General features: G+C 33.7%; 16 protein-coding genes and 4 pseudogenes. All 20 read right to left on the minus strand.

Annotation, left to right across the window (positions count from 1 at the left end):
* Positions 1–129 precede the first annotated feature (129 nt).
* On the minus strand, positions 130–702 hold the full coding sequence (locus A6J68_RS06585; protein WP_001231797.1) for a L,D-transpeptidase: 573 nt from the start codon (positions 700–702) through the stop codon (positions 130–132).
* A 201-nt stretch (positions 703–903) separates the two neighbouring features.
* Positions 904–2,388, minus strand: coding sequence for a carbon starvation protein A (locus A6J68_RS06590; protein WP_000256021.1), 1,485 nt, complete (start codon positions 2,386–2,388; stop codon positions 904–906).
* 155 nt (positions 2,389–2,543) lie between these two features.
* A complete protein-coding gene (gene ltdR / locus A6J68_RS06595) occupies positions 2,544–3,278 on the minus strand; it encodes a response regulator transcription factor LtdR (protein ID WP_000866963.1) in 735 nt (244 codons plus the stop codon).
* Between the two features lie 11 nt (positions 3,279–3,289).
* Positions 3,290–5,029, minus strand: a complete 1,740-nt coding sequence (locus tag A6J68_RS06600) for a sensor histidine kinase (protein ID WP_000171908.1) — start codon at positions 5,027–5,029, stop codon at positions 3,290–3,292.
* Positions 5,030–5,759: 730 nt separating this feature from the next.
* Positions 5,760–6,022 (minus strand): annotated as a pseudogene (locus tag A6J68_RS11640) (hypothetical protein).
* A gap of 768 nt (positions 6,023–6,790) precedes the next feature.
* The gene (locus tag A6J68_RS06620; RefSeq protein ID WP_001873879.1) at positions 6,791–7,168 is read right to left on the minus strand and encodes a hypothetical protein; all 378 of its coding nucleotides are present in this window, start codon (positions 7,166–7,168) and stop codon (positions 6,791–6,793) included.
* 594 nt (positions 7,169–7,762) lie between these two features.
* Positions 7,763–8,143 carry a hypothetical protein gene (locus tag A6J68_RS06625; protein WP_017644458.1) on the minus strand — a complete coding sequence of 127 codons (381 nt, stop codon included), beginning with the start codon at positions 8,141–8,143 and terminating at the stop codon, positions 7,763–7,765.
* A gap of 393 nt (positions 8,144–8,536) precedes the next feature.
* A pseudogene (locus A6J68_RS06635) lies at positions 8,537–8,874 on the minus strand (hypothetical protein).
* A gap of 255 nt (positions 8,875–9,129) precedes the next feature.
* On the minus strand, positions 9,130–9,606 hold the full coding sequence (locus tag A6J68_RS06640) for a hypothetical protein (RefSeq protein ID WP_001869194.1): 477 nt from the start codon (positions 9,604–9,606) through the stop codon (positions 9,130–9,132).
* 373 nt (positions 9,607–9,979) lie between these two features.
* Positions 9,980–10,161, minus strand: a pseudogene (locus A6J68_RS11720) (hypothetical protein); the annotation flags it as partial.
* Between the two features lie 91 nt (positions 10,162–10,252).
* The gene (locus A6J68_RS06650) at positions 10,253–10,783 is read right to left on the minus strand and encodes a hypothetical protein (RefSeq protein WP_000075066.1); all 531 of its coding nucleotides are present in this window, start codon (positions 10,781–10,783) and stop codon (positions 10,253–10,255) included.
* Positions 10,780–11,496, minus strand: a complete 717-nt coding sequence (locus A6J68_RS06655) for a hypothetical protein (RefSeq protein ID WP_000744744.1) — start codon at positions 11,494–11,496, stop codon at positions 10,780–10,782. Before A6J68_RS06655 ends, A6J68_RS06650 begins: the two co-directional genes overlap by 4 nt.
* 4 nt (positions 11,497–11,500) lie before the next feature.
* Positions 11,501–15,928, minus strand: a complete 4,428-nt coding sequence (gene essC, locus A6J68_RS06660; protein ID WP_000960154.1) for a type VII secretion protein EssC — start codon at positions 15,926–15,928, stop codon at positions 11,501–11,503.
* A 6-nt stretch (positions 15,929–15,934) separates the two neighbouring features.
* Positions 15,935–17,209 (minus strand): type VII secretion protein EssB, encoded by a 1,275-nt coding sequence (gene essB / locus A6J68_RS06665; protein WP_000447068.1) that lies wholly within the window; start codon positions 17,207–17,209, stop codon positions 15,935–15,937.
* Complete coding sequence (locus tag A6J68_RS06670) at positions 17,209–17,451, minus strand: EsaB/YukD family protein (protein WP_001091721.1); 243 nt, start codon at positions 17,449–17,451, stop codon at positions 17,209–17,211. The genes essB and A6J68_RS06670 overlap by 1 nt, the downstream gene beginning before the upstream one ends.
* Positions 17,435–17,908, minus strand: coding sequence for a type VII secretion protein EssA (gene essA, locus A6J68_RS06675; protein WP_000769476.1), 474 nt, complete (start codon positions 17,906–17,908; stop codon positions 17,435–17,437). Before essA ends, A6J68_RS06670 begins: the two co-directional genes overlap by 17 nt.
* Positions 17,909–17,916: 8 nt before the next feature.
* Complete coding sequence (locus A6J68_RS06680) at positions 17,917–20,391, minus strand: phage infection protein (protein ID WP_000248581.1); 2,475 nt, start codon at positions 20,389–20,391, stop codon at positions 17,917–17,919.
* A pseudogene (locus tag A6J68_RS06685) lies at positions 20,390–20,839 on the minus strand (WxcM-like domain-containing protein); the annotation flags it as partial. The pseudogene A6J68_RS06685 and the gene A6J68_RS06680, both read right to left, overlap by 2 nt.
* Positions 20,836–21,159, minus strand: coding sequence for a hypothetical protein (locus A6J68_RS06690; protein WP_000921237.1), 324 nt, complete (start codon positions 21,157–21,159; stop codon positions 20,836–20,838). The gene A6J68_RS06690 and the pseudogene A6J68_RS06685, both read right to left, overlap by 4 nt.
* A 125-nt stretch (positions 21,160–21,284) precedes the next feature.
* A complete protein-coding gene (gene carB / locus A6J68_RS06695) occupies positions 21,285–24,467 on the minus strand; it encodes a carbamoyl-phosphate synthase large subunit (protein ID WP_001126461.1) in 3,183 nt (1,060 codons plus the stop codon).
* Positions 24,468–24,493 lie beyond the last annotated feature (26 nt).

The raw sequence follows: 24,493 nt of genomic DNA on the forward strand, positions 1-24,493 counted from the left end.
GATATCGAAATACTTTATACATTTATTCCGCTGATAGGTTTCGTTTACTAATTGAGTTTAAGGGATATACGAAAAAGCTCTGGAAGTTTACTCCAAGCTTTTAATAACATGATTTTTACCACATTAAGACTATTTGATGGTAACAGTCGTTCCTTGAGGAATATTTTCATAGAACCATTTTGCATCCGCCCTTGACATACGCACACAGCCATGTGAGGCGGCTTTTCCTAATTGCTTTGCTTCTTCTGGGATCTCATTTCCTTGTTGATCAGTCGGAACGCTATGAAAGAGATAAATACCATGCTCTTTAAAGGAGACCCAATAATAGGCTCCTTCTTTTGATGAGGCGTTATAGAAAAAATCTCCTCGTTCCGGTTCTATGACAAAAGTTCCTTTTGGGGTAGGGCTCTCTTTTGCTCCTGTTGAAACAATCGTTTTAAAGATGACCTTGTCACTCGAGGTTATTGTCATTGTTTGCCTCGTAGATGAAACATGAATTTCTAGATTTGAATATTTATTTAGATTTGGATAAGTCTTCTTTTGTAAGACCTCTTTTTTTGAAGTTTGACTTGTTTGAGATGCTTGTTTTATGACACTTGCTTTTTCTTTAGCTTTATCACCATGAAAAATAGAGTATACGCTAAAGATACTCATGAAAACAAATAAGACAGCTAATATTGGCAAAATTGAACGTTTTCTCATGTACTATCCCTCTCTCTTTTGCTCTGTTATGGACAAATCTATTATAAGTTTCAGAAAGAAGGTTGTCAAATATTTTTGTAACATTTGTAATCAAATAGAAATATTTACTGAGATTTTTAGTAGAAAAATAACCTCGAATGATACTTCATTCGAGGTTATTGTGATAACTGTAAGTCTTAATAACATGGCTTCAAAATAATATTAAGAATCTAAACTACTGTAATAATTAATTGGTCTATGATCGTTAAACAGGAATGCTTCAGGATGAACAGTTTTTAATTGTTTTTGACCAGATTTCCAGAAAAGTCCAACAAGAATACCTGTTAACACTAAAGCAAGTGAATAAGTTAAGATGCCTAAGCCCATATTAAATCCAATTGGTTGAGATAAAATATAAACAACTACTGCATACAACATGAACATAGCTGGTACAAATGTTACCCAATAATTTCGTCTTTTTAGGATGAGATATCTTGTAGCAACTAATAAACCAATAACAGCAGTTACTTGATTTGCCCAGTTAAAGTAACGCCATAGGAGATTAAAATCAACGTGTGTAAGGACAAATGAAATAACATATAATGGGATAGTTACAGCAAAGATTTTTGGAAGAGTATCTTGTTTGACATGGATATAATCAGCAACGATAGTACGTAAGCTACGGAAAGCTGATAAACCAGATGAAACAGGGAGAACAATAACACCAATGATAGCGATAGTTCCAATTACACTACCGAGTAACATTAACATTACTTGATTGACAACTGCAGAAGGTGTTCCAGCAGCAATCATTTCATAGAGATTTTGACCTTTGAACAAGCTCATTGAAGCACCTGCCCAAATCATCGCAATTACTCCTTCTGCAATCATCATACCATAGAAAGTGAAACGCCCTTCTCTCTCATTAACAGTTGTTCTTGAGACCATAGGTGCTTGGGTAGCATGGAAACCAGAGATGGCTCCACATGAAATGGTAAAGAATAAAGCAGGGAATATCCCAAGTCCAGCTGGATGCATATTTTTAAAGGTTTCAAAAGTTAAGTTTGGCATATCAAAGCCACCAGTTAATAAACGGAAGCCAACTGCTGCTGTACTAACCATTAGGATGACGCAGAATACAGGATAAACTTTACCAAGTGCTTTATCAATAGGTAATACTGTAGAAATAAGGTAATAAACGAAAATAAGACCGATTATCCAAGGTAAAGATAGTGTCCCAGCTGGTAAAATACTCAGGATAAGATTAGCTGGAGTTACCACAAATACGGTTGCAACTAAAATAAGTAATAGCATTGAAAAAATGTTGATCACATGCTTCATTGATTTTCCAAGATAGCGACTAGCTAATTCAGGAAGATATGCACCATTATTTCTAAGAGAAATCATTCCAATCATATAATCATGAACAGCCCCTGCAAAAATACATCCTAAGACTATCCAGATATAAGCAACTGGACCATAGAGTGCTCCTAAAATAGGTCCAAAGATAGGTCCAGTTCCTGCGATGTTCAATAACTCGATCATCCCATTCTTCCATTTTGGCATAGGAACAAAATCATATCCATCCCTTAATGCTTCTGCAGGTGTTTGGCGATTTTCATCAATTTGAAAATTCTTTTCAATGTATCTACCGTACGTGAAATAACCAACAATTAAAAGGGCTACCCCTCCTAAAAATGTTACCATATCACTGCCTCCTAAAAATTTTTTTGCTTAATTTTATTAAGCGTTTTCATGACTTTAGTATAGCATTGAAAAATTGAAATTTCCTATTTTCAAGATGAATGGTTGTTTTTTAGAAATGAATAGTCTAAGTTTTATGATGAATAACTTTTCATTAGTTAGGTAGATATGCCTAACATTTGTTTTAGGGGTTTTACATTTGCTCTGCTAACAGGAACTGTTATTTTATTACAAAGGTGTAACTGAAGTGTTTGGTTAAACCAAGGTTCAATCGTTTTAATAGCATTAATATTCACAATGTAAGAGCGATGTACCCGTACAAATTGAGATGATGGTAGTTTATCTTGCCATTGTTGTAGAGAGCCATCAATTTCATAATTTTTATCAGGTGTTTGTATAATCAGTTTTCCTTGCATAGCTTCAATCAAAAGGATATCATCCGCCGACACCAGATAGATTCGATCTTCTACTGTCAATGGATACTGTTGCTTGAAGAGAGGACCGGAAGCTACGCTCTCTATAATTGTAGATGTACTTAGCGCTCCTTTTACTCTATCCATAGCTTGCTTTAACCTATCAAACTCATAGGGTTTTAACAAATAATCACGCGCATCCTGCTCAAAAGCCTGAATAGCATATTGATCATAAGCAGTCGCGAATATCAATAATGGTGGTTTGGGCATTTTATTGATATACTCTGCTAATTGCAACCCAGAATCATCTCTGAGATGGATATCTAACAGTGCTACATCAAAAGTTTCTCTAAGTAAAATAGCTAATGCAGTAGCCATATCATGCGCCTCTGCTATAACGAGGTTAGAATCATACTTATTAAGAAGGTAAATTAATTCGTTACGTGCAACTGGTTCATCATCAACTACTAAAACTTTCATACAATACCTTTCTAATTTTTAATGGGGATGTTAACAATAGCACAAGTTCCTGAATCATTTGATTCAAATTTTAAACTTGCTTGTCCATCATAAATAATATTCAAGCGACGAACGAGATTCTCAATAGCTGTACCAGAACCTTTTTTTGAAATTTGAGTTTTTTTTCCAAGCGTTATTAATTTTTCTTTTGGAATCCCAATACCATTGTCCTGGACAATGATATGAAGCCTATCATTATTTCTTGCAATAGTAACCTTTAGCTGGTTATTTTTATTGATATGCTTAAAAGCGTGTTTATAAGAGTTTTCAATCAAGACCTGCAATGTAAAGGGAGGAATCATTAAGTTGTCATCTGAATTTGTTTGGTTGTCTAAATTAAAGGCCACCATGTTAGGAAATCTTGCTTCTTCAAGGGCTAAATAGGCGTTAACCTGTTCCAATTCATCATGGAGAGGAATTAAATTTTGCTTTGCCCGTTGAAGATTAGCACGAATAACCTTGCTAAAATCTTGGACGAGCTTTCTTGCTTTTTCGCTATCCATGCGAATTAAACCATAAATAGTATTGAGTGCATTAAAAAGAAAATGCGGATTAACCTGCGCTTGGAGAGACTTCATTTCCGCATCCTGTAGTAACCTTGTTGCTTCCTCAGCTTGTCCCAAAGCTAACTGAGTGGAAAAGATATTGCCTAATCCTTCAGCTAATTGACGGTCAACGTAAGTCATATGTTGTGCGTCTGAAAAATATAATTTCAAAGTACCCACTATAACATCGTGGATGTGTAATGGAATAACAATTGCTGAACTAAGTGGGCAATTCCTATGGTCGCATTCGATTTCACTTTTATCAGTTGCGACACTAACTTTACCAGTATCTATTGCTCTTTTAGCAAGCTTTGTTAATATTTGAGTATTAGGAAGATGGTGGTCAGCTCCATCTCCTACATAGGCTAAAATGGCTGATTGACTAGTCAGGCTAACAGCACTCACATCCATATGTTTATGAATAATTTCAGCTACTGGTTGACAAGATTCTGTTGTCAGTCCCTTTCTAAGGTAAGGAAGGGTTAAATTTGCTAATTCAAGTACTTGATGGGTTTGAAATGCTTTGGCATGTTCTTCTAATTTTTGAGTAGATGAAATAATGGATATAAATATACCTAAACCTAAAGTATTACTTAAAATCATTGGCATGCTGATAAAAGATACTAATCGAAGCGCCTGATTAAAGTCAACACTAAAAATGAGGATACAGATCATTTGTAGAATTTCCATCCCGAAACCAACAACCATTGCATCTAAAACACGAATTTTATTATAATTTTTACGAAGATAATTGCCTGATAACCCAGAGCATAAACCAATTAGTAAGGAAGAAATGACATAAATATGAGGGGCTAATCCTCCTTGCAAGTACCTAACGAATACAGATAAGAGACCAACTATAATACCGACTATGGGGCCACCGATTAGACCTGATACACCAATGGTTAAAACACGTGTGTTGGCAACTGATGATTGATCTGCTATATGATTAAGAGTTTGTGGAATGATAGATAAATCTGACTGAATTTCTACCCCTGTAAAATTAGAAATAATAGCAAATAAGCTAAATAAGATAAGCAGAATATACTGGTGTTTTTTTAATTCGGGTTGCTTCAAAGTTTGTTTTATAAAGGGAATATGCACAAAGGCATAGGCTAATAATATGATTAACCCCGCTCGCTCCATCATAATTAAAAAGAGTGTCATTAAATCTCTCCAAAGTATTAATTAGTCCGTTATAACATAGGTATAAAATGATTCATTTCATTACTCATTTAAAATGTCTCTCTATCAAGTATTCTCAAGACAATTAAGGGGATATCCATCAACAACTATTATGAAAACAACTACTTAAGGATGATAGATACTTTCACTAAAAAATTTTGATTAATCAAATATATTATTATTATAGCATATCAAATATTATTTTTTACATATTTATTAATTAATATGGTAACACCCATTATCTGAAGTGTGTAGGCGAGGTCTAAGTAAAGAATTTAAGCGTTTTGATAATAAAAAAGTGAGAACAATAGATTCTCACTCACAATTAGCCTGGTAATTTCTCACACGATTTGGTACTGCTTTTTTTAAGTTGGGCGATGGTGTTATTTTTAATATGAGTAGCTGCACTCGAATCCGATTGCTCAAAAGCACTTGTCGCTCCATTGAGATAGCTATTCAGATCAGAAATAACTGGTTGAATGTTTTGGCTGACTTCTTTGATAACTTTTGATCCAGCTTCTAAGTATTTTCAATGTTCTTGAACCCATTGGTGATCTTTTTTTACTAAGTCACATGCTGTTAAAATCATCATTAAGCTTATCCCTTCCACAATAATAATCAATTTTTTAAATCCTTTTTATCTTATTGATTTTTTCAATTTTATTGCTGTCTTGACGTTGCTATCGCAAACAACCAACTCAATGCAATATAGTTACGGTATACATATCAATGTAAGACTCAAGATTTTTAAATTCATATTATTTGTAGGTTCTTTATCAGACCAAGCTAATACTCTTTCATTTGAAGTAATATTATTATTTGTATGATATTCAAGATTAGCTATTTTTGATTTCACAAAAAAACCTTCTTCTACTTTTTTAGACTGATTCTTTCTTCCCACTTCTTCGTATCAATATCATATATTTGAAGAACTAAACTCTCAGAGTTTCCAGTCAATTTTAGTAATAATCCCAAAACTAATCCTTCCTACAAACCAACGGATAATTTTATTTCAACTGGTCCTGGTTTTAATTTTACTTGTGCAATTTCGCTTGTTATACCAACTATTGATATCGCCGATACTCCTATTCCTAATGATGCGCACGCATCATTAGTTAAACAAAGTACTTTAAATCCTACAGAGGGTCATTCCATCAATTAATGGCATAGGTTTTGGCACTAGAAACTGAATATGAATTCTATTATCTATTAAAAAAATCAATATCACCAGAGTATTTATAAAACATAACGATAAAAAATCAAAAAATATTTTTACTATTTCCCTTAATTTCATGAGATTTAATTTCCCTTTTTGTGTATTATTTCTATTCTACAATAGTCTTACCCTTAGAAATATTTTTCCATTTTTCAATGATACGAGCTACTCTTTCTTACTCCTCGTCATGGTACCTCCCAAAATTACTTCATCAATATCTTCTCATTGAAATAATATACTTGTTCTAAATTGACCTCTCTGGAAAAATCCTGCCAGATAATCAAAATATAATCTTGATCAATAATATTTGCTCATGAAACGGCTCCACAAAATTTCTTACATCTTTAACATTTTCATAGAGTGCTTTTACTCCACAATGGCCAAAGTACCTATAACAACTGCTACTACTGGTACAAATTGGAGTTGTTATGATTACTACAAAAACACTCTCAGCAAGCGTAGAGACTATTCTACCCACTTCATTTTCTCTAGATATTTATTGCTCCTACCTTAAATTAATTAATTTATCACTCATATTCGGGATATTTATGAATATAATATGCTGCATAAAGGGAATCGACAATCAGAGCTGTAAAAGTTGCCGTAAATAATACACCTCCAATCAAACCAAAAATATTTTCAATACTACCTACAAGAAAGACTGGAGAAAGCATCACTAAACCAAAAATAATTCCATAATTAATTTTTAATTGTTCCTTTTTTCCTTTTTGTAATTTCCACTGATTAAATTTCCATTTTTTCCCTTGATTTTTTGGTAAATAATAGAAATAATATATTCCAGAAAATACAATAAAAATAATTAACATTATCATAATATACATTTTTGCCATCTCAGTATAATAAATTGATTGAACATGTCCAAAATTTCTAGTATTTAAAAACATTGCCAAGCCTATAAAATCAAAACCTACAATAAGTGTTAGGAATACTAATGATAATAAAATATAAGAAATTTTTTTAAAAAATTAGATATTTTTTCAAAAAAAGCGAAATAATTATTGAGACCAAATTAACAAAAATGCATACAGAAAATATGAATTTTATAAAACCTAAAGGATCACCAAAATTACTTGCATATAACCCTATGCAAGATATAAATAGTCCAATCCATGGAAAAATTTTAATATATGAATATTCTATTTCAAACTCAATTAACGGTCCATGGTATCTATGATTGCTCTGTTTCAAAAATTTTCCCCTCCAAATAAATCTTTTAATTCTTTTTTGCAAAACCAGTTACTGATTGATCTGGTTTGTTTTGTCCAGTCCAATCACAATCAAGTGCCCAATAACCTTCCAGCACCTAATAAAGTATCTACTCTAGAATCTATTGTGAAATTTCTAATTTTTTGTCTAAAATAGCTTGTTATCCTCTATCTTTAAAGTCTCTGACTTATCAAGCGAAGATGTTTTATCTGAATTTATAGTTTCTGTCTTATAAAAGGTATCATGTGTTTTCGATGTTCTTTATAAGTTGATTATTCATACTCAGGATGCTTATGGACATAAAATGCCGCATAAAGTGAATCAACAATTAATGATGGTAAGGTTGCTGTAAATAGTAAACTGATTAAAACTCCAAAACTGTTATAGATACCATACTTTAAAAATGGAGTAACTAACAATATCAGACCAAATGTAACAATAAAATTACTTATGTATTGTTGTTCTCGACTCTTTTCGTTATTCCATTGATTAAATTTCCAAACTTTCCCTTGATTTTTTGGTAAATAATAGTAGGAATAGATCAAAGTAGAAATGATAAATATCGTAACGTTCATTATCATAAAAATTGGAGTACCCTTACCAAAATACAACGTATTCGCATCAACAGGGGACCCATCCGAAACAAATACCATTAAACATATTGTATCTAACCCTAAGAAAATCGAAAGAAACGCTAAGAAAGTACAAAAAATGATAGAGATTTGATAAGTTTTTTAGTAAACTTTTGTATTAATCCTAATATGAGCCCGATTAAATTGACTATAATACAAATTAAAAATATCGATTTTAATATTCCAAAGTCATCACTGTTATGAGTAACAAAATACCAAAACAATGATAAAGGTAAACCGATATATGAAAAAATTCTTAAATAACTTGCATCAACCTCAAATTCAATTAAAGGTCCATGATACCTACTTACATTTATACTTTTTTTCAAAATCCTAATCCTCCTGCAAGATTTTTTAAACCTTTTTTAGCAAAACCTGTAATTGATTCATTACCCAACTCCTTAACTTTAAAATTCAAAGCAAAATCAAATGCCAGCCCTGCACCTGCTCCAACAACGGTTCCCACAGGTCCTCCTACCAAAGTCCCTATTGCTGCACCGGACAATGCATCTACACCTGAACCTATAGCAAAGTTTTTGATTTTTTGATCTATTGAAGATGTTTTATCATCAAAAAGATCTTTTTTTCCATTCATGTAAATATTAGCAATTTTACCTGTCCATCCTAGTACTTTCCCAGTTTTAGCTATTTTGCTTAACTCATTCCATCCTTTAAAAGCATTTTTGGGATTTAATTCAAGGACTTTCATTTTTAAGGGACTTAATAGCTGCATTTTTTCCTGAGTTACTAATCTCACCAAAATCAATTGATATCTTACCATCTGTCCCTAATTTTCTACCTTTCATAATATTTGTAGTTTTAGGATCAAATTCTTTCCCAGTTAGTTCTTTATATTGATCACTCCCTTCAGAATAAATATATGCAGATTTTCCATCTTTAGCTTTTCGATAAAGAAAAGTTTTATCCATTTTTACACGACCATATTTATCTATGGTTATCTTTTTATTTTTAGGGGTTTGTTCTGTTCTTTAGCAAATTCAACTGCATTATTCAAAGTAACCCCTTTTTGATGCAATTTTTCTGAGCTTATTTGAATCTTCTAAAGCTTTTTTTCTCAACTGTTTAGCATCTTCTTCTCGTTTTCTCATTCCTGTCTTAATAGTCTTTTGCCAATCAAGATTTGAGGCTGAAGAGAACTGGCCATTGAAACTACTAAAGCCTTTAGATACAAAGGTTAAACCAGACGATACAGCATTTGAATAATCCTTCAATTCATTAAAGACTGAGGTAGATTTGGCATTGAATTCTATAAGGTTTTTGAGTTTCTTACGATTTTTTCTTAGTCTAGCTTTCACTCTGACTTCCAAGCCATCAAAAGCGTAAGCCAAGATTTTGGTATTTTTATCTAAATGATCTTTAAGGTCTTGAATTTTCCGCAATAAGGCTTCATCATCTTCAATCTTTGCTGTAAGGACTTCTGAGTCTAAACGTTCAGGTGAGTAACCAGCTGGAATGATATACATTTTTTAAAAAAGAGTAACTCAGTCAATAAAACGTTAATAATTAAGTTAGTATAATTTTTTAACTTAGTAATGACACAGAGTAACTCTTTTCATTCTATTTTACCAAAAAACACCCCAAACGATAGGTTTTATCTCCAACATTTGAGGTGTAATTCATAGTTTGTAATAACTTAATAGTATAGCGTGGCTATCGCACACAACCAATTCAATGCAATATATTTATCTTTTTTCAAAACGTTTCTTCCTTATTAAGTTTAGAGGAACTTTAAAAGTATGCCTATATGACTTTTTAGAAAAATTACTTAATATAAATTTTCCGGATTTTGTTTAATTACTTTATGTCAACAATTGTAAAATGAGGGTATTTGATTTTCTCTTCTCGTTTTTTCATACCTGTTTGAATTGTTTTTGTCCATTCTAATCCCTTACCTGAGGTATCAAATGTACCATTGAAATTTCCAAAACCTTCTGAGAATAGTTAAGGCCTGCCGAAACGACATCCTGAACTTCTGTTAGTCCACAAAAGACTGTTGAGGATTCCGCATTGAATTCCATGAGATGTTTTTTAAATCATAGGTTACCTTTAAAGCCAGAAAACTCCTAAGAAATTTCATGAACTAGCTGTCACTTTATAAGTGATCACAAGCTAATAACAAAAGTGAAATGAATCATTAACTTTTCTAAAGTTAATAAAGAATGGAATTAGCTCAATTGCCACTCTAGAAGCGAGAAAGTCACCATAAGAATGACCTGTTGTGACAGTAATATTATCGCCATTACTTTGAACACGATCATAAAAGCTAGTAGCTTTGTCTCCTAATCGTTTTAAATAAGCAGAGTTATTAGCACCGATATTTGCATCTGAAATAAAGTCGGTTGCCCCATCAGCATCCTTATTAGTACCCGCATAAGCTATATAAGTCTCACCAGTATTTTTATCTTTTACAGCAATAGCTGCAATACCTGTTTCTTTATCATACATGGCGTCGCTAGATCTCAATCCTGGATTATTTTCTTGTAGTATTTCATTCAGGGTTCGTCGTGCTTGTATACTCGCATTTTTTTCAGAATACCCCTTCTTCATATATTCTGTATATTGCTTTTCAAAATCATATACATACTGGGAGAGGTCTGATGAAGAATCAATTCTTCTATCTAATTTCTCACTTGGACTCATTTAGAAAACTCCTTTACATCCTCTAATGTAATACCTTCGAATATAGAATATATCTCAGAATCAGTATCAATACTGATTGTATAATAATATTCTTTACTTTCCGTTTTTGTAACCGAAATAGATGATTTTTTAGGATTTTTTATATTTAATTGCTTTATAAAAGGGGCTACAATTTCAGAATTTATAGGAATCTTATAGGAAACACCTTTTAATTCAGTTTCGGGATGTTTTAGTAAGTAATCATATATTTTATATTTTTTTAATAATGAAGAATCAAATGAACTAAAAACAAACTCATCATAACGTTCTGACGGTGTTTTTTCAGTAAAACGAATTGAATTATCTTTATACTGGATTGGATACTGTATTTGATTTTTAACTTCGGTTGAATATTGACTAGATTCACTAACTTCATGTTCAAAATTACCAATGAACTCTTGATTCTTTTGCTTTTCTAGTCTATATGAACAAGTTGTTGTTTCACTGACTTTATCTTGTACATCTTTAGAAATACTTATAGAAAAGTAATAAACTTTTATATTATCTAAATAGTTATTTTTATCTGATATATATTTAAAGTATGACTTAAAATTCTGTTCTGCCTGGTATTCCTTTTTCGTGCGGTTTTCTGGGATTTTTGAATCCTTACATGCTGTCATCATTATCATTATTAATAAGCCTCCAAAAAGCAGTAATAGTCTTTGTTTTTTCATATACTCAATGCTCCATTTCTATTTCTTGAGTGATTTTAAGCATTGTCTCTTGTCTTCTATCATGAATATAAATCATATCTGGTTTCAAATAAGGTTCTTTTGAATTATATGTTTTCGGTAATACCGACTGATCCATAACTCTCATTCCCAAGAGAACATACTGTGCCTGTGTTCTAATAGCTTTTGGAACATCTGAGATATTAGTCATAAGGTATGATGCTAAGCCACCAAATAAGAAATAAATATGATATTTGTGAGCCGAGTCAAGTAAGAATAAAATCTGTTCTTTATCCATATTTGTTTCTGCCACAAAACTATTCATATCAGGAATAATAACAAACCATGGTTCTATTTTACCAGATTCTTCTCTTAAATAGATTTCTGAAACAATAGCTTCCAAATGTCCTGCTATTTCACTTCGATTATTGATATATTCAATTTGTTGTTCTGTCAAATCATCATAATCAGAAGCAGTGTCTAAAAGATAAACCTTACTATCTTTAATCAATGAAACAGATTTAACTAAGAAGCGCGTCAAGTTAGACAAATTATCTGGATTGTCAGAAGTAAAAAGTAACTGTTTGAATTTCGAAAGTGGAATGCTACAATTATCAACTTCTTTTAAGCTAATACCAAGTGAAATCTGATTAGTCTCACTTGCTTTTTTAACATCCTCATATGCCTTAAACTCCTCAAAGGTAAGTGTTTCTGGAACAATTGGTATTGCTTTTGGTCTTGGTCCAGTCCATTTGCTGTTCATGGCGTCAGATTCGTTTTGGATGTTATTGATGATGTCAAAGGTTTCAGTGCCTTCTGTTGGGAGAGCCACTTGTAACACTTCAATGTCATCACGTTTGATTAATCCGCGTCCTGGAATATCTTCCATGATGTGTTGGTGACGACCGACAAGTGTCCGTGATTCAGAGTCATCTGTTAATTTAAGAGCGATACGTTCTTTAAGGTTTGCCATTAAGGACGACCTCAAAGCTGCCATACGACCAGCTGAGATAACTAAGGAAATGCCAAGTGACGACCCATCACGCGAAATATTTTGGAAACAAGCTTCTAAGTTAGTCAGTGTTTGAGCTTCCCGTAGCCCTTCATAACTGTCAATAACAATCAGGATTTGAGGCATGGTTTCCCCAGATACCTGGCGGTAAAGTTTTGCTGTTGCAACATTGTAGCGACTGAGGGCTTTTTTACGGTCAGACATTTCCGTTTTGATTCTGCTGATAAACTTGGCTATTTTTTCGTCATCATCAATGGTAAAGAAATCTGCTACATGTGGCAAACGTCTTAATGGTAAGAGGCCATTGGTACCAAAATCAAAGAGATAAAGGTTTAAAAATTCTGGACTATTGTGACGTGCTAAGTCCAATGTTACAGTTTGAAGGGCTGTGGATTTCCCCATACTTGGACCTGCAAAAATTGACAAATGCCCATCATCTTCAAAATCGTGGTAAGCTACTTCTTGTGCTTGTTGGCTTGGTATATCCATAAAGCCCAGAACAACTTTGTAAGATGGGGCTTTACTCCAGAGATCTACTGATTCTTCCTTACGGAGATCGGTTACTGCAATCTGATTGCTTAGAGGCGGTAGCCACGGTTGAGGTAAGTCTGAGATGCCCATTTCTTTGGTTAAAGTTTGAATGTTTTCAACGATGGCATCTAATTCCGTAGGTACTTCTTTAATATTTTCGGCTTGGTCTAAGCCTGAAAGATCATCATTTAGGATTTCATATTGGCCAAGGTCGTTGATGGAATAAATGGTATGGTCTTCAATCCCTTGGTCGTCTTTTTCAGGTTGGTAATCTGCTCCTGACCATGCTGATTGGAAGAGTTCATAGACTTCATTATTACCAACTTGGAGGTAGGCACGTCCTGCTTGTGTAATCTCGGCGGCATCTGGGGTATGGAGCATTTCCATGGAGTCGCCGCGGTCTGCTACTTTAAGAGCTAGTTTGAAGCGTGAGTTTGACCAGATTTGGTCATCTACCACGCCAGATGGTTTTTGGGTCGCTAGGATTAAGTGAATCCCTAGGGAACGACCAATTCGCGCTGTTGAGACAAGCTCTTTCATAAACTCAGGTTGGTTGGATTTCAATTCGGCAAACTCATCGGAGATTAAGAAGAGATGAGGCATTGGTTCTGAAACTTCTCCAAGTTTGTATTTCTTCTGATACTGGTTAATATGATTAACATCAGCTTTAGCAAATAAACGTTGACGACGTTTCAATTCAGCATTAATAGAAACCAAAGCACGCATCGATTGGGCACCATCTAAGTTGGTGATGGTGCCAAGTAAGTGTGGCAGGTCCTTAAAGAGATTTGCCATTCCCCCACCTTTGTAGTCTATGAGAAGGAAAGCTACATCGTGTGGATGGAAATTAACAGCTAAAGAAAGGATATAGGACTGGATAATTTCTGACTTCCCTGATCCCGTTGTTCCTGCAACTAATCCATGAGGACCATGAGCTTTTTCATGTAGGTTTAGATAAACAATATCATCCTGACCACGTAAGCCAAGTGGAACAGCTAAGCTTTTATACGGAGCATGGCTTATCCAACGCTCTTGAACATGCAAATCTTCAAATTCTTCTGCTTGATACATTTCCATAAAAGTAACTGCTTCTGGTATTGAAGATTTAAGATTTTGTAGGTGATTTAACGGAGCTAGGCGACGTGAAATATTTTCCTTGTCATAATCCTCTAAGAAATGATCTAATTCAAAATCTGTTTCTTTAAGCTCTCCTTCTTCTATAACTAACTGACCAGTATTACGGTCTTTAATATTAATAATGGTTTTGATATTTTCTGAAAGTGAACTCATAACATCTTGAACAAAGATGAGAGAACATCCCAATTCTGTAGGATCTTCCGTAAAAAATTCCATGATGACGTGATCTAAAATTAACTTTTCATCAGTTACAATAACGACATAATGCGGAGAAAATAAAGTCCCTTCTTTGGCAGATTTATCTTCGCGTTGTGTGCGACGTAATTTTAAAATTTGGTTAAGACTGTTGAGCACTTGATCACGGCTTCTTTGATTATAAACAAAGCCACGAACATTGACATCTTGTAAGGTTGCATGTGGCAACCAACGCATCCAAGACCACTTATCCATCTCTTCCTCTGGAACAATAGTAATAAATTGAACATCATGGTAAGAATGGAAAAAAGCTAATTGATTAACCATCAATTGGAGTTGCTCCAATACTAAACCTCGTGGTCCTATATAGCCAACTGGTCCATGTGATAAATTCGCAACAATCGGCATATTTTTAATATAACGATTGTTAAAGTAGAGGTTATAGCCTTCGTTCTCTAAAGGATCTTTTTTCCCAGAACGTTCTGGTTGAGAATAATGAATATTATAGCTCGTTGGTACTTCTCCCAAACCTAGGCGATAATACAAGAAGTCAAAATGAAGTGGTGTCTTTTCATAAATACGATGGTGATAAGTATCAGCCATTTCCTGTAAACCTTCAATCGTTGGGTAATGATAGTGTTGCCCACGCTTTTGCTCTTTAGCTAACTTCTGAAGTTCAATTGACTTATCAGATAAATAGTCATGATAGGAATCAATGCGTTCTTGTAAGTCCTGCTTATACTGTTTACGATTTTTAAAGTAACCAGTGATAGAGAAAATCATCGTCACTAGAGCCATTGACATTGTTGCAATGATATAGATACCACGAGGACGAAAAATAGAAATAAGAATACTGACTCCAATCATCACTAGAGGAGGAACAATTAATTTTAACAGTTCATCTTTAGACTTATTAGGTTTATTACCAGGCGCATTAACTGTAATTTTATCTTCACTGGAACGATAAATAATACGAGGTGAGCGGTGAAAATCAGGATAGCCTTCGTAAAATTGATAAGCTGACATAACTTTCTTAGTTAATGATGTTTCATAATCAGTCCCCCCCCAGATTTGAATTTCATCTGGGAAAAGCTTAACAATTGTTCCTTGGAAGCTAATCTCATCACCTAAACTTAAAGGTAACTGCTGCACTACTTTTTGAAGATGATTATTCAGATAAATATCACCTTCAAATAAATTAAGCTGCCAATTGCTTTCTATTTTTTTCAGTAATAAATTAGGGGCTCCTTCTTTAAAACGGACATGATACCCTTCTTTATCACCGATTAATATATCTTCGTAATCTAAGGGAGTATAGATTTCTTTTTGATTATTCGCTAAATAGAAGACAATTCCTGAAATCTCTACACCATTAGTTAACTCTTTTTCTTTTTGGTCAATAATATATACCAATTGACCTTGCATATTTTTTAGCGTGATGTCATTTTCTAAATCTGATACTGGTATTGGCGACTTGCCGTTTGATGATATTAGAAAGGATTTCTCCTCTTCAAGATTAAATTCGTAGCGGAGTGATTGATAATAACAAATAACTAACATATCCACCTACCTACTTTTAGTTTTAGAAGATGTACTTGCTGTAGTACTTGATGATTCAGATGACTCTTTGTTGGAATTTGTCGAATGATTATTGCTATTTTTCGATTTGGATTCCTCATCTGTTAAGGCTGTCTTACGGTCTTTCCAATATTTATCATAGTCTGTTTGTAGCTCAGAAAGTTTTTGTTCACGATCTTTACCAGATAAACTATTGTCTTTTCTAACCTGATCCATTTTCTGAACAATAGCATAAATAACAAGGTCAGAATCGTCTAAACGTTTGGCAGCATCAATAGCATCATCATCTAAACCACGGCCAATATTAATCCAATAATCAAGATAGAGCTCATCAGTCTTGAGCGTAACATTGTTTAAAATAACTTCACGCTGTTCTTCAGAAAATGACATTCCATTAATATAGGAATAGGCCAACTCGTACTTCTGTGTATAAGGTAACTTACTTACTTTTACATGTTCTAGTCGATTAATCACTTGATTATAATCAACTTTAATAAATGAAGTATCCGCTGCCAACATTTTTTCTTTGAATGGATTGTGAATAAAAACCAGATATACTAGCGGAATCAAGAGTATTGTAGATAAAGCTCCTAGCCAGACACTTATGTATTTATAAAGCTTATATTTTGCCTTTGATACTTTTGCTAACGTATGAGTTTCTACTTCTACTTGCTGCTCATAATCAGTAGTAATGATGTCTCTAACAGCCTGAATAGTTTCTGCATAATAAATGCTTTTTAGGAAATCTGATACTTCAATAACAGAAATAGCACCATTATACAATTCTATATAGTCATGTTGCGTCAGTAATGCAAAGACAAAACATTTGAATTGATATAAAAACTCCTCTGGACCAAACTTCTCAGGTGTCATAATCCCAGGAAGACTACGATAAGCTATTTTAGCAGTTGCATTTTTTGTTAAAAATAGATTAGAGGGATGCAAAATGAAATTTACTGGCAAAGACAAAGCCTTATCTAAATCCAAGACATTCAAGGCTAATCGTAATTTTTCAGATAAAGTTTCTTTTTTAAAGCTTTCAAAAGATAGAGCGTGCGCTTCTGTCTGGAATTGAAATTGAATGGTATCTGCATTAATTGCAGTTGTCATAGGCATCAACAAAGAATGGTGAATTTCTAACAATTGCAGTTGTTGCAGATTTTGAGTTCCTACTTTTGAACGCTTAAGAGATAACTGCCAAAAATCTGGTCCTTTTTCAAATTGAAAGTCTTGTTCTTCAAATACAAACGAATCTGTTTCCATTAATAAAACTCCTCTATCCTTATACGATCACCAGTTGTTACTGGATGGTGCGCTAATATATCGTTCTCTCCCAATAAAATACCTTTATTTATAACTCTTAGTTGATATTTAGTACGCCTTTCAGTACGGCTAAAAATACTATCTAATTCCATTACTAATTGCTTAACGCTAATTTTCAAAGGGATACGTAAATCTTTTGAGGTTTCCCCCATATCTAGAGTAATGTTAATATGTGTATTCATCCTTTTTGTCCTTTATTTTAAAAGTCATTATAGAAGCTAATATTAGTACCAAACTAATGAGAACCAGGTACATAATCATATGACCAATATCAGCCGAAACAGTCGCTTCTTCTGTTCTTGTAACAAATTTAAATTGATTACTTTCTTCAGAAAATAATTGTTTGATACGTTTTTTCCTATCAGATTGTCCTTTATTTGAATATTGAAACAGTTGCTTAGACTGCTTTTTCTGGAGTGAGACTTTAGATTGACGGTTTTTATCCAATTTTTTAAGGTCTTCTTTTTTAAATAAATCTTTAGTTAATTCAGTTTGAAAACCAGAATTTTTTTGTGAATCTGATTCTAAACGTTTTGTATCAAAATGAATATCATTATTCTTTAACCCATCAGAAAATACTGATGTTTGACTCATACAGGATAATATTAGTAGACAGGCTAAAAATCGTTTCAACTTCATCAACAACCTCACTCTTTTACTTTAGCTTCAAAATTTAAGGTGATAAAAATATTCATGATAATAAAAGCAACATCCACAAGAAGTACTAAGATAAGGAAAATAAATCCAGTTGTTACATTATCAAAATAAGATGATAATTGATTTTCAAGGATAGATAGTGGATTAATAGCTTTTAGTAATTTTGGAAATCCACTAACAGTCGCTACTGTGCCTACGGCATTTGATAGATACACAAAACTAATAATCATAAACAAAGCTAAACCCATACCAACTGCTTTAAAATTTTTAATAAAGAAATACTGACTATGAATTAATAAAAAACTAAACAGAGTCATAACTAGGAACCAAGATGGTACATATTCAGGCATGACATGAAGACTTCTGCTTGAGATAACTCCCAGTGCTAAACCAATCACAAGAGAGAGGCCTGAAATGACAATGATATTTAAAAAGTCTGTTTGAAGCCAGCGATTGACATTATACCTATCTGTCAATTTCTTAATAAGGTTTTGAGTCGCAAAGATATATGCTATAAATAGGCTAACAACTTCTAATAATAGTATCCAAGTGAATGGGCGATAAGTATTTTCAGTTGCCCTAACTGCAGACGCTGATTCAGCGACAGGTCGTGATAAGAAATTAAGGAGAATATCATTTGGCACTCCATTTTTATAAGCAGTATTAAAAACTTTAGAGAAAGAAGCTACGAAATCACCGTTATTGGCCAATTCTTTTTGGAAGTTAGCCATTAAATCTGTTGCATCCGTCGAAAGTTTGTTGCCCGAATTTTTAGCATCTTGAACATCTTTATTGAATGATGTGAATATTTGATTAACTTGGTCCGCCTCTTGACTATTAGATTTGGACATATCTTTTACGCCAGTTGCAGAGGTCATTAGCCCATCTAGCTGGTTCTTCAAATCAGATAATTGTTGATCAGTTGTTTTCTGTGAGTCGTTTACTTTAGATTGATCCTGTGTGATGTTTTGGACCTTCATGTTAATTGTTTGAAGAGTCTCAAGCTGTTTTTTGATTGTATCTGTTAGTCGTACATTTGTCTCAGTTACTTTTGCCATTTGATCCGCCAATTCATCTTGGCTATTTTCAACTTCCTCCATGACATCTTTAACTTTCTGTTGCGCATCAGCAGTGTTTTCATCCATCAAATACTTAGTTATACCATTTTTGACCAGATCAACCATCGTATCGTTAACACTTTGATTTAAAAATTGATCAAATAAATTTTGCGGTTCTTCGCCATCAGAAATAATGTAGTATTTAGCTACTAAGTCGTGAGTGGTGTTATATGCATCAATTACTTCTTGTAGAGTTCGTTGATACGTTGCTTCTGCCTCCAAGTAAGACCGTTGAATTTCACCGTCATCATTTTGTACAATTTGTTTCTGATTCCCGATAGTGATTGTATAGCTTGGTTTTGTAATACTAGAGTTAGATAATTCCCCTTGATAACTGCTATTGATAATAATATTATTGTTTTGGCTGGGGTCCAAGGTTCTTGTTTGCTTACCATTAACCGTCCAGGTATCTACCCTGTAATCTGGATTATTTGATTCAACAGAAACTATCTGCTCACCAGTTCGAGTAGAACTAGATGGCAATTTTAATTGATTAACTTTATTTTTGGCTTCATCTCTATTTTTCCTAGCTTCAAAAAGACGATTCAATAAATTAGTATTTAAATACAGAGTTCTTTCATTGCTTACTTTTTTAATGATTTCCGAATCAGAAGATGTAAACTGAATGGCTTTTTCTTCTTGGGTTAAGTGCAACTCCGAAAGGTTTAGTGAGGGAATGCTTGAAATGAGAGAATTTGTGAAATCTGCTACCTTAACTTTAAAATCTTTCAAAGTCTTCTCATTAGTAGAATGACTCTTCAATAATTCTAATAAAGTAATATTATCTTTATTATTCTTAGCAAAGTAACTTGCTAGTCCCTCTCTAACAATTTTATCTAGTTGTTCACTTTGATCTTTAGCGATGTTATCTTGTGACTTGAGTGCTTCAGATAGTTCTTGGATTTTTTGCCTTGCAACATTTAGATAAGCTGATGAGTTTTCTTTATGATTATGATCATTATCGTTATCATCACCCATAATACTATTGAGTTGTGATGATAATGTTTCTTGGTCTTTTTGTGCTTGTGTGATAATATCAGATAATTGCTTCTCTAATAACTCGTTATTCATTTCTAGTAATGAGGCCGAAAACGCTTCATACGAAATGCTATCTTGATGGCGCTGTTCTATTAAGCTTGATAAATCTTTTCCAGTATTTGTCTGGGTTGTCATCAAATCATTAAACATGTTATCAGAAGCTTCTAAAGATTTTTTCAGTGATTCGTTAGCAGTAATGGAACTACTATACTGGTTAACGAGGGCTGGAAAGATATTTTGGAAATTAGTTGCAGAATCTAAAAGATTTTTTTGGTAATTTGAGATATTACCTGACTGAACATTTACCATGGCCTGTTAACCAGAGGGTTGCATCAGGATAGTTCATCTTAATTTTTTGTGCAAATAGTTTAGATGTTGTAATTTGACTTGGATTTTTACAAGGCAGAGAAATGCCATCCTCTCTCAGGGTAATACTTGAAGGACAAGTTAGCAATTTATTGTTCTTCCCCAATACAACTGAATCGATATCTGTTAAGATATCTTTCTTATTAAAAGCGTTCGTTCCTGAATATGCTATAACAATATGATTACTCTCATCCAAAGACTGACATGCCATAGCCTGCATACCATTATCGATATTATCATTAACCTCTAATACCATAAAAGAGCGTTTTTGATGGAAATCAATAATTTGACTACCTTCTATAATTTTAAGGTGTCCATTACTTTCTGCTTTGGATTTTTCAATATTATATGCCATATCTGATAGCACTTTAAAACTACTATCTGGAATCATTCATTTTCCTCTCTATTCAAAGACCAGATGATATCTAACTCATCAATAGACTGAATAGGTTCCTTTTTTTCTCTAGGTCTGAGATGAAAACTTTTAGGATGACAAATAATACCTGAAATACTATCACTGTCGCTAATATCATCAACAATGTAATTGATAATATTAGCGCCATTTATTGTTATAATAGAAGACCATGAACCAGTTTCTAAAGAATGTCTCCACTTTGAAAAAACAAGTTGTTGAATACCTAGATATCTGTGTACTAAATCAAGGGCGATTTTTGTTTCTAATTCATTAATATGTGTTCGTGTTTTTAACATAATTAACTCCTTAAGTTTGTTCCCTATTTTATCACAATTAGGCTTTTTTATAAAAACAGAACAAACTATATTTAATCTAGTCCGATTCTGTTTTGCTGGAAGTTAATTTTACCTTGATTGTTTGATTAATCTAGTACTTTTAATGTAAATGCTTTGCTTTCAAGAACTTTGAACATTGCATGTGCAGTATCTAAAGATGTAAATAGAGGAACTCCTTGTTCAATTGCAGAACGTCTGATGATGAGAGCATCATGGTTATCAATGTTATTTTGCCCAACTGTGTTGATAACTGCTTGAATCTTACCATTTTTAATTAAATCAGGAATATGATTTCGATCATTCTCTCCTAACTTACCTACTAAAACTGTCTCTAAACCATTAGCATCAAAATAAATTGCAGTCCCTTGGGTAGCATAAATACGATAACCAATACTTTGATAGACTTTTGCAAGTTCTAAAGCTTCTTCTTTGTCTGTATCATCTACTGTAAAAACAATGTTACCATAGTCTGGCATATGGAGATATGCTGCTTCAAAGGCTTTATACAAGGCTTTCTGAAGATTAATATCTGATCCCATCACTTCGCCTGTTGATTTCATTTCAGGACCTAATAAACTATCTACTTTAGCAAGTTTGGTAAAACTAAAGACAGGGGCTTTAATGTGGACCATATCTGAAGCTGGATAGAGATCATAACCATATGTAAAATTGCAGAGTTTATCTCCTAAGATAACTTTTGTTGCTACTTGGGCCATAGGAATGTGAGTTACTTTTGATAAGAATGGAAGTGTTCTACCAGCACGAGGATTAACTTCAATAACATATACTTTCTGATCCTTGATTACAAACTGAATATTCATCATACCGATACAGTTTAATCCAATTGCTAAGCGTTTTGTATAATCTACAATAGTTTCGATAATGGTCTCAGACAATGTTTGAGGAGGGTATACAGCCATGGAATCTCCTGAATGAACACCAGCTCGCTCTATATGTTCCATTATTCCAGGAATCAGTATATTCTGACCATCGGATATAGCATCAACCTCACACTCTTTACCTATAAGGTATGCATCTATAAGCACTGGATGATCTGGGCTTGCCTTTACCGCGGTTGTCATATAATGACGTAAATCTTCTTCGTTTTCAACTATCTTCATAGCTCGTCCACCAAGAACATATGATGGTCTAACCAACACGGGATAACCAATCTTTTGCGCTGCATTAACTGCCTCTTCCTCCGTAGTGGCGGTAAAACCTGGTGGTTGAGGGATATTTAGAGCTTGTAAAGTGGCTTCAAATTGTTTTCTATTTTCAGCACGATCCAAATCTTCTAATTGTGTGCCTAGTATTTTAACCCCTGCCTTGTTTAAATCTTTTGCTAGATTAATAGCAGTCTGACCACCGAATTGTAAGATGACCCCTTCAGGTTTTTCTAAGTCAATAACATTCATAACATCTTCAAAAGTCAAAGGTTCAAAGTAAAGCTTATCTGAAATAGAGAAATCCGTTGAGACCGTCTCTGGATTAGAGTTCATGATAATCGCTTCAAAACCAGACTCTCTGATGGCTTTAACAGAATGAACCGTTGAATAATCAAATTCAACTCCCTGTCCAATTCGGATTGGGCCCGATCCTAAAACCAAAATAGAGGCTTTATCTGATATCAATGACTCGTTTTCTACGGCATAAGTCGAATAAAAGTAGGGCGTTGCTGAATCAAACTCAGCCGCACATGTATCAACCATCTTATAAACTGGAAGAATTCCTGCTTCTTTTCGCATGTTACGAACTTGATCTTCGTTTATTTGCCATAAACTCGCTATAGCTTTATCTGAAAAACCTTTATTTTTAACCTTTTTGAGAATATTGATATCCAGTCTGTTTTTAGATAATAGATCTTCTAACTCTACAATCACTCTTAACTTATCAAGGAAGAAAGAATCAATGCTAGTCAAACTTGCTAATTTTTCAATACTATAATGTCTACGTAAAGCTTCTGCTAGATAAAATAAGCGATCATCTTCTGCCTTTCTTATTTTTTCTAATAAAACATCATCTGATACATTATCTAAATCTGCTATTTTAATGTGATCGACACCTATTTCTAGTGAACGACAAGCTTTCAACAAAGATTCTTCTATATTCCGTCCTATTGCCATGACTTCGCCTGTAGCTTTCATCTGTGTTCCCAATTTTCTATCGCCACTTTCAAATTTATCAAAAGGAAATCTCGGCATTTTTGCGACTACGTAATCTAAAGCAGGTTCAAACATAGCGTAAGTCGTTTTTGTAATAGGATTAATTACCTCATCTAGTGTCAAACCAACAGCTATCTTAGCTGCTAATTTAGCAATTGGATATCCAGTAGCTTTTGAAGCTAAAGCAGAAGATCTTGATACTCTTGGATTAACTTCAATGACATAGTATTTAAAACTATTCGGATCAAGGGCTAGTTGAACATTGCATCCTCCTTCAATTTTCAAAGCTCTTATAATATCTAAACTCGCATCTCGTAATAACTGATTTTCCACATCAGATAACGTTTGTGCGGGTGCAAAAACTATAGAGTCCCCTGTATGGATACCAACAGGATCAAAATTCTCCATATTACAAACAACAAGAGCGTTATCTGCTGCATCACGCATAACTTCGTATTCAATCTCTTTAAAGCCAGCAATTGAACGTTCAATAAGGCACTGTGTCACAGGCGATAACTTTAACCCCTTCGTCGTGATGTCAACCAATTGTTCTTGATTATCGCACATGCCTCCACCTGTACCTCCTAAAGTAAAGGCAGGACGAACAATTAATGGATACCCGATTTGCTCTGCAAATTGAATAGCTTCTTCTACCGAATTAACAATCTCGGATTCTGGAATAGGTTGATTGAGTTCTTCCATCAACTGTTTAAATAAATCACGATCTTCAGCTTTATCAATGGCTGATAATTTGGTCCCTAATAGTTCAACATTCAATTCTTCTAGGATACCATTTTTTGATAGAGCCATAGCCATATTCAATCCAGTTTGACCTCCAAGAGTTGGAAGGAGAGCATCAGGTCTTTCCTTCCTGAGAATTCTTGTGACAAACTCCAAGGTAATAGGTTCAATATAAACTTTATCAGCAATATCTTTATCTGTCATGATAGTAGCCGGATTCGAATTGACCAAAACAACTTGGTATCCCTCCTCTTTTAAAGAGAGACAGGCTTGTGTACCAGAATAGTCAAACTCTGCTGCTTGTCCAATCACAATCGGGCCAGAACCGATAACCATAATTTTACGTATGTCTGTGCGCTTTGGCATATCAAACTCCTCTAATTCTATATTTT

Origin of the sequence: Streptococcus sp. 'group B' (assembly GCF_002073795.1) — a bacterium.
Taxonomy (GTDB): Bacteria; Bacillota; Bacilli; order Lactobacillales; family Streptococcaceae; genus Streptococcus; species Streptococcus agalactiae.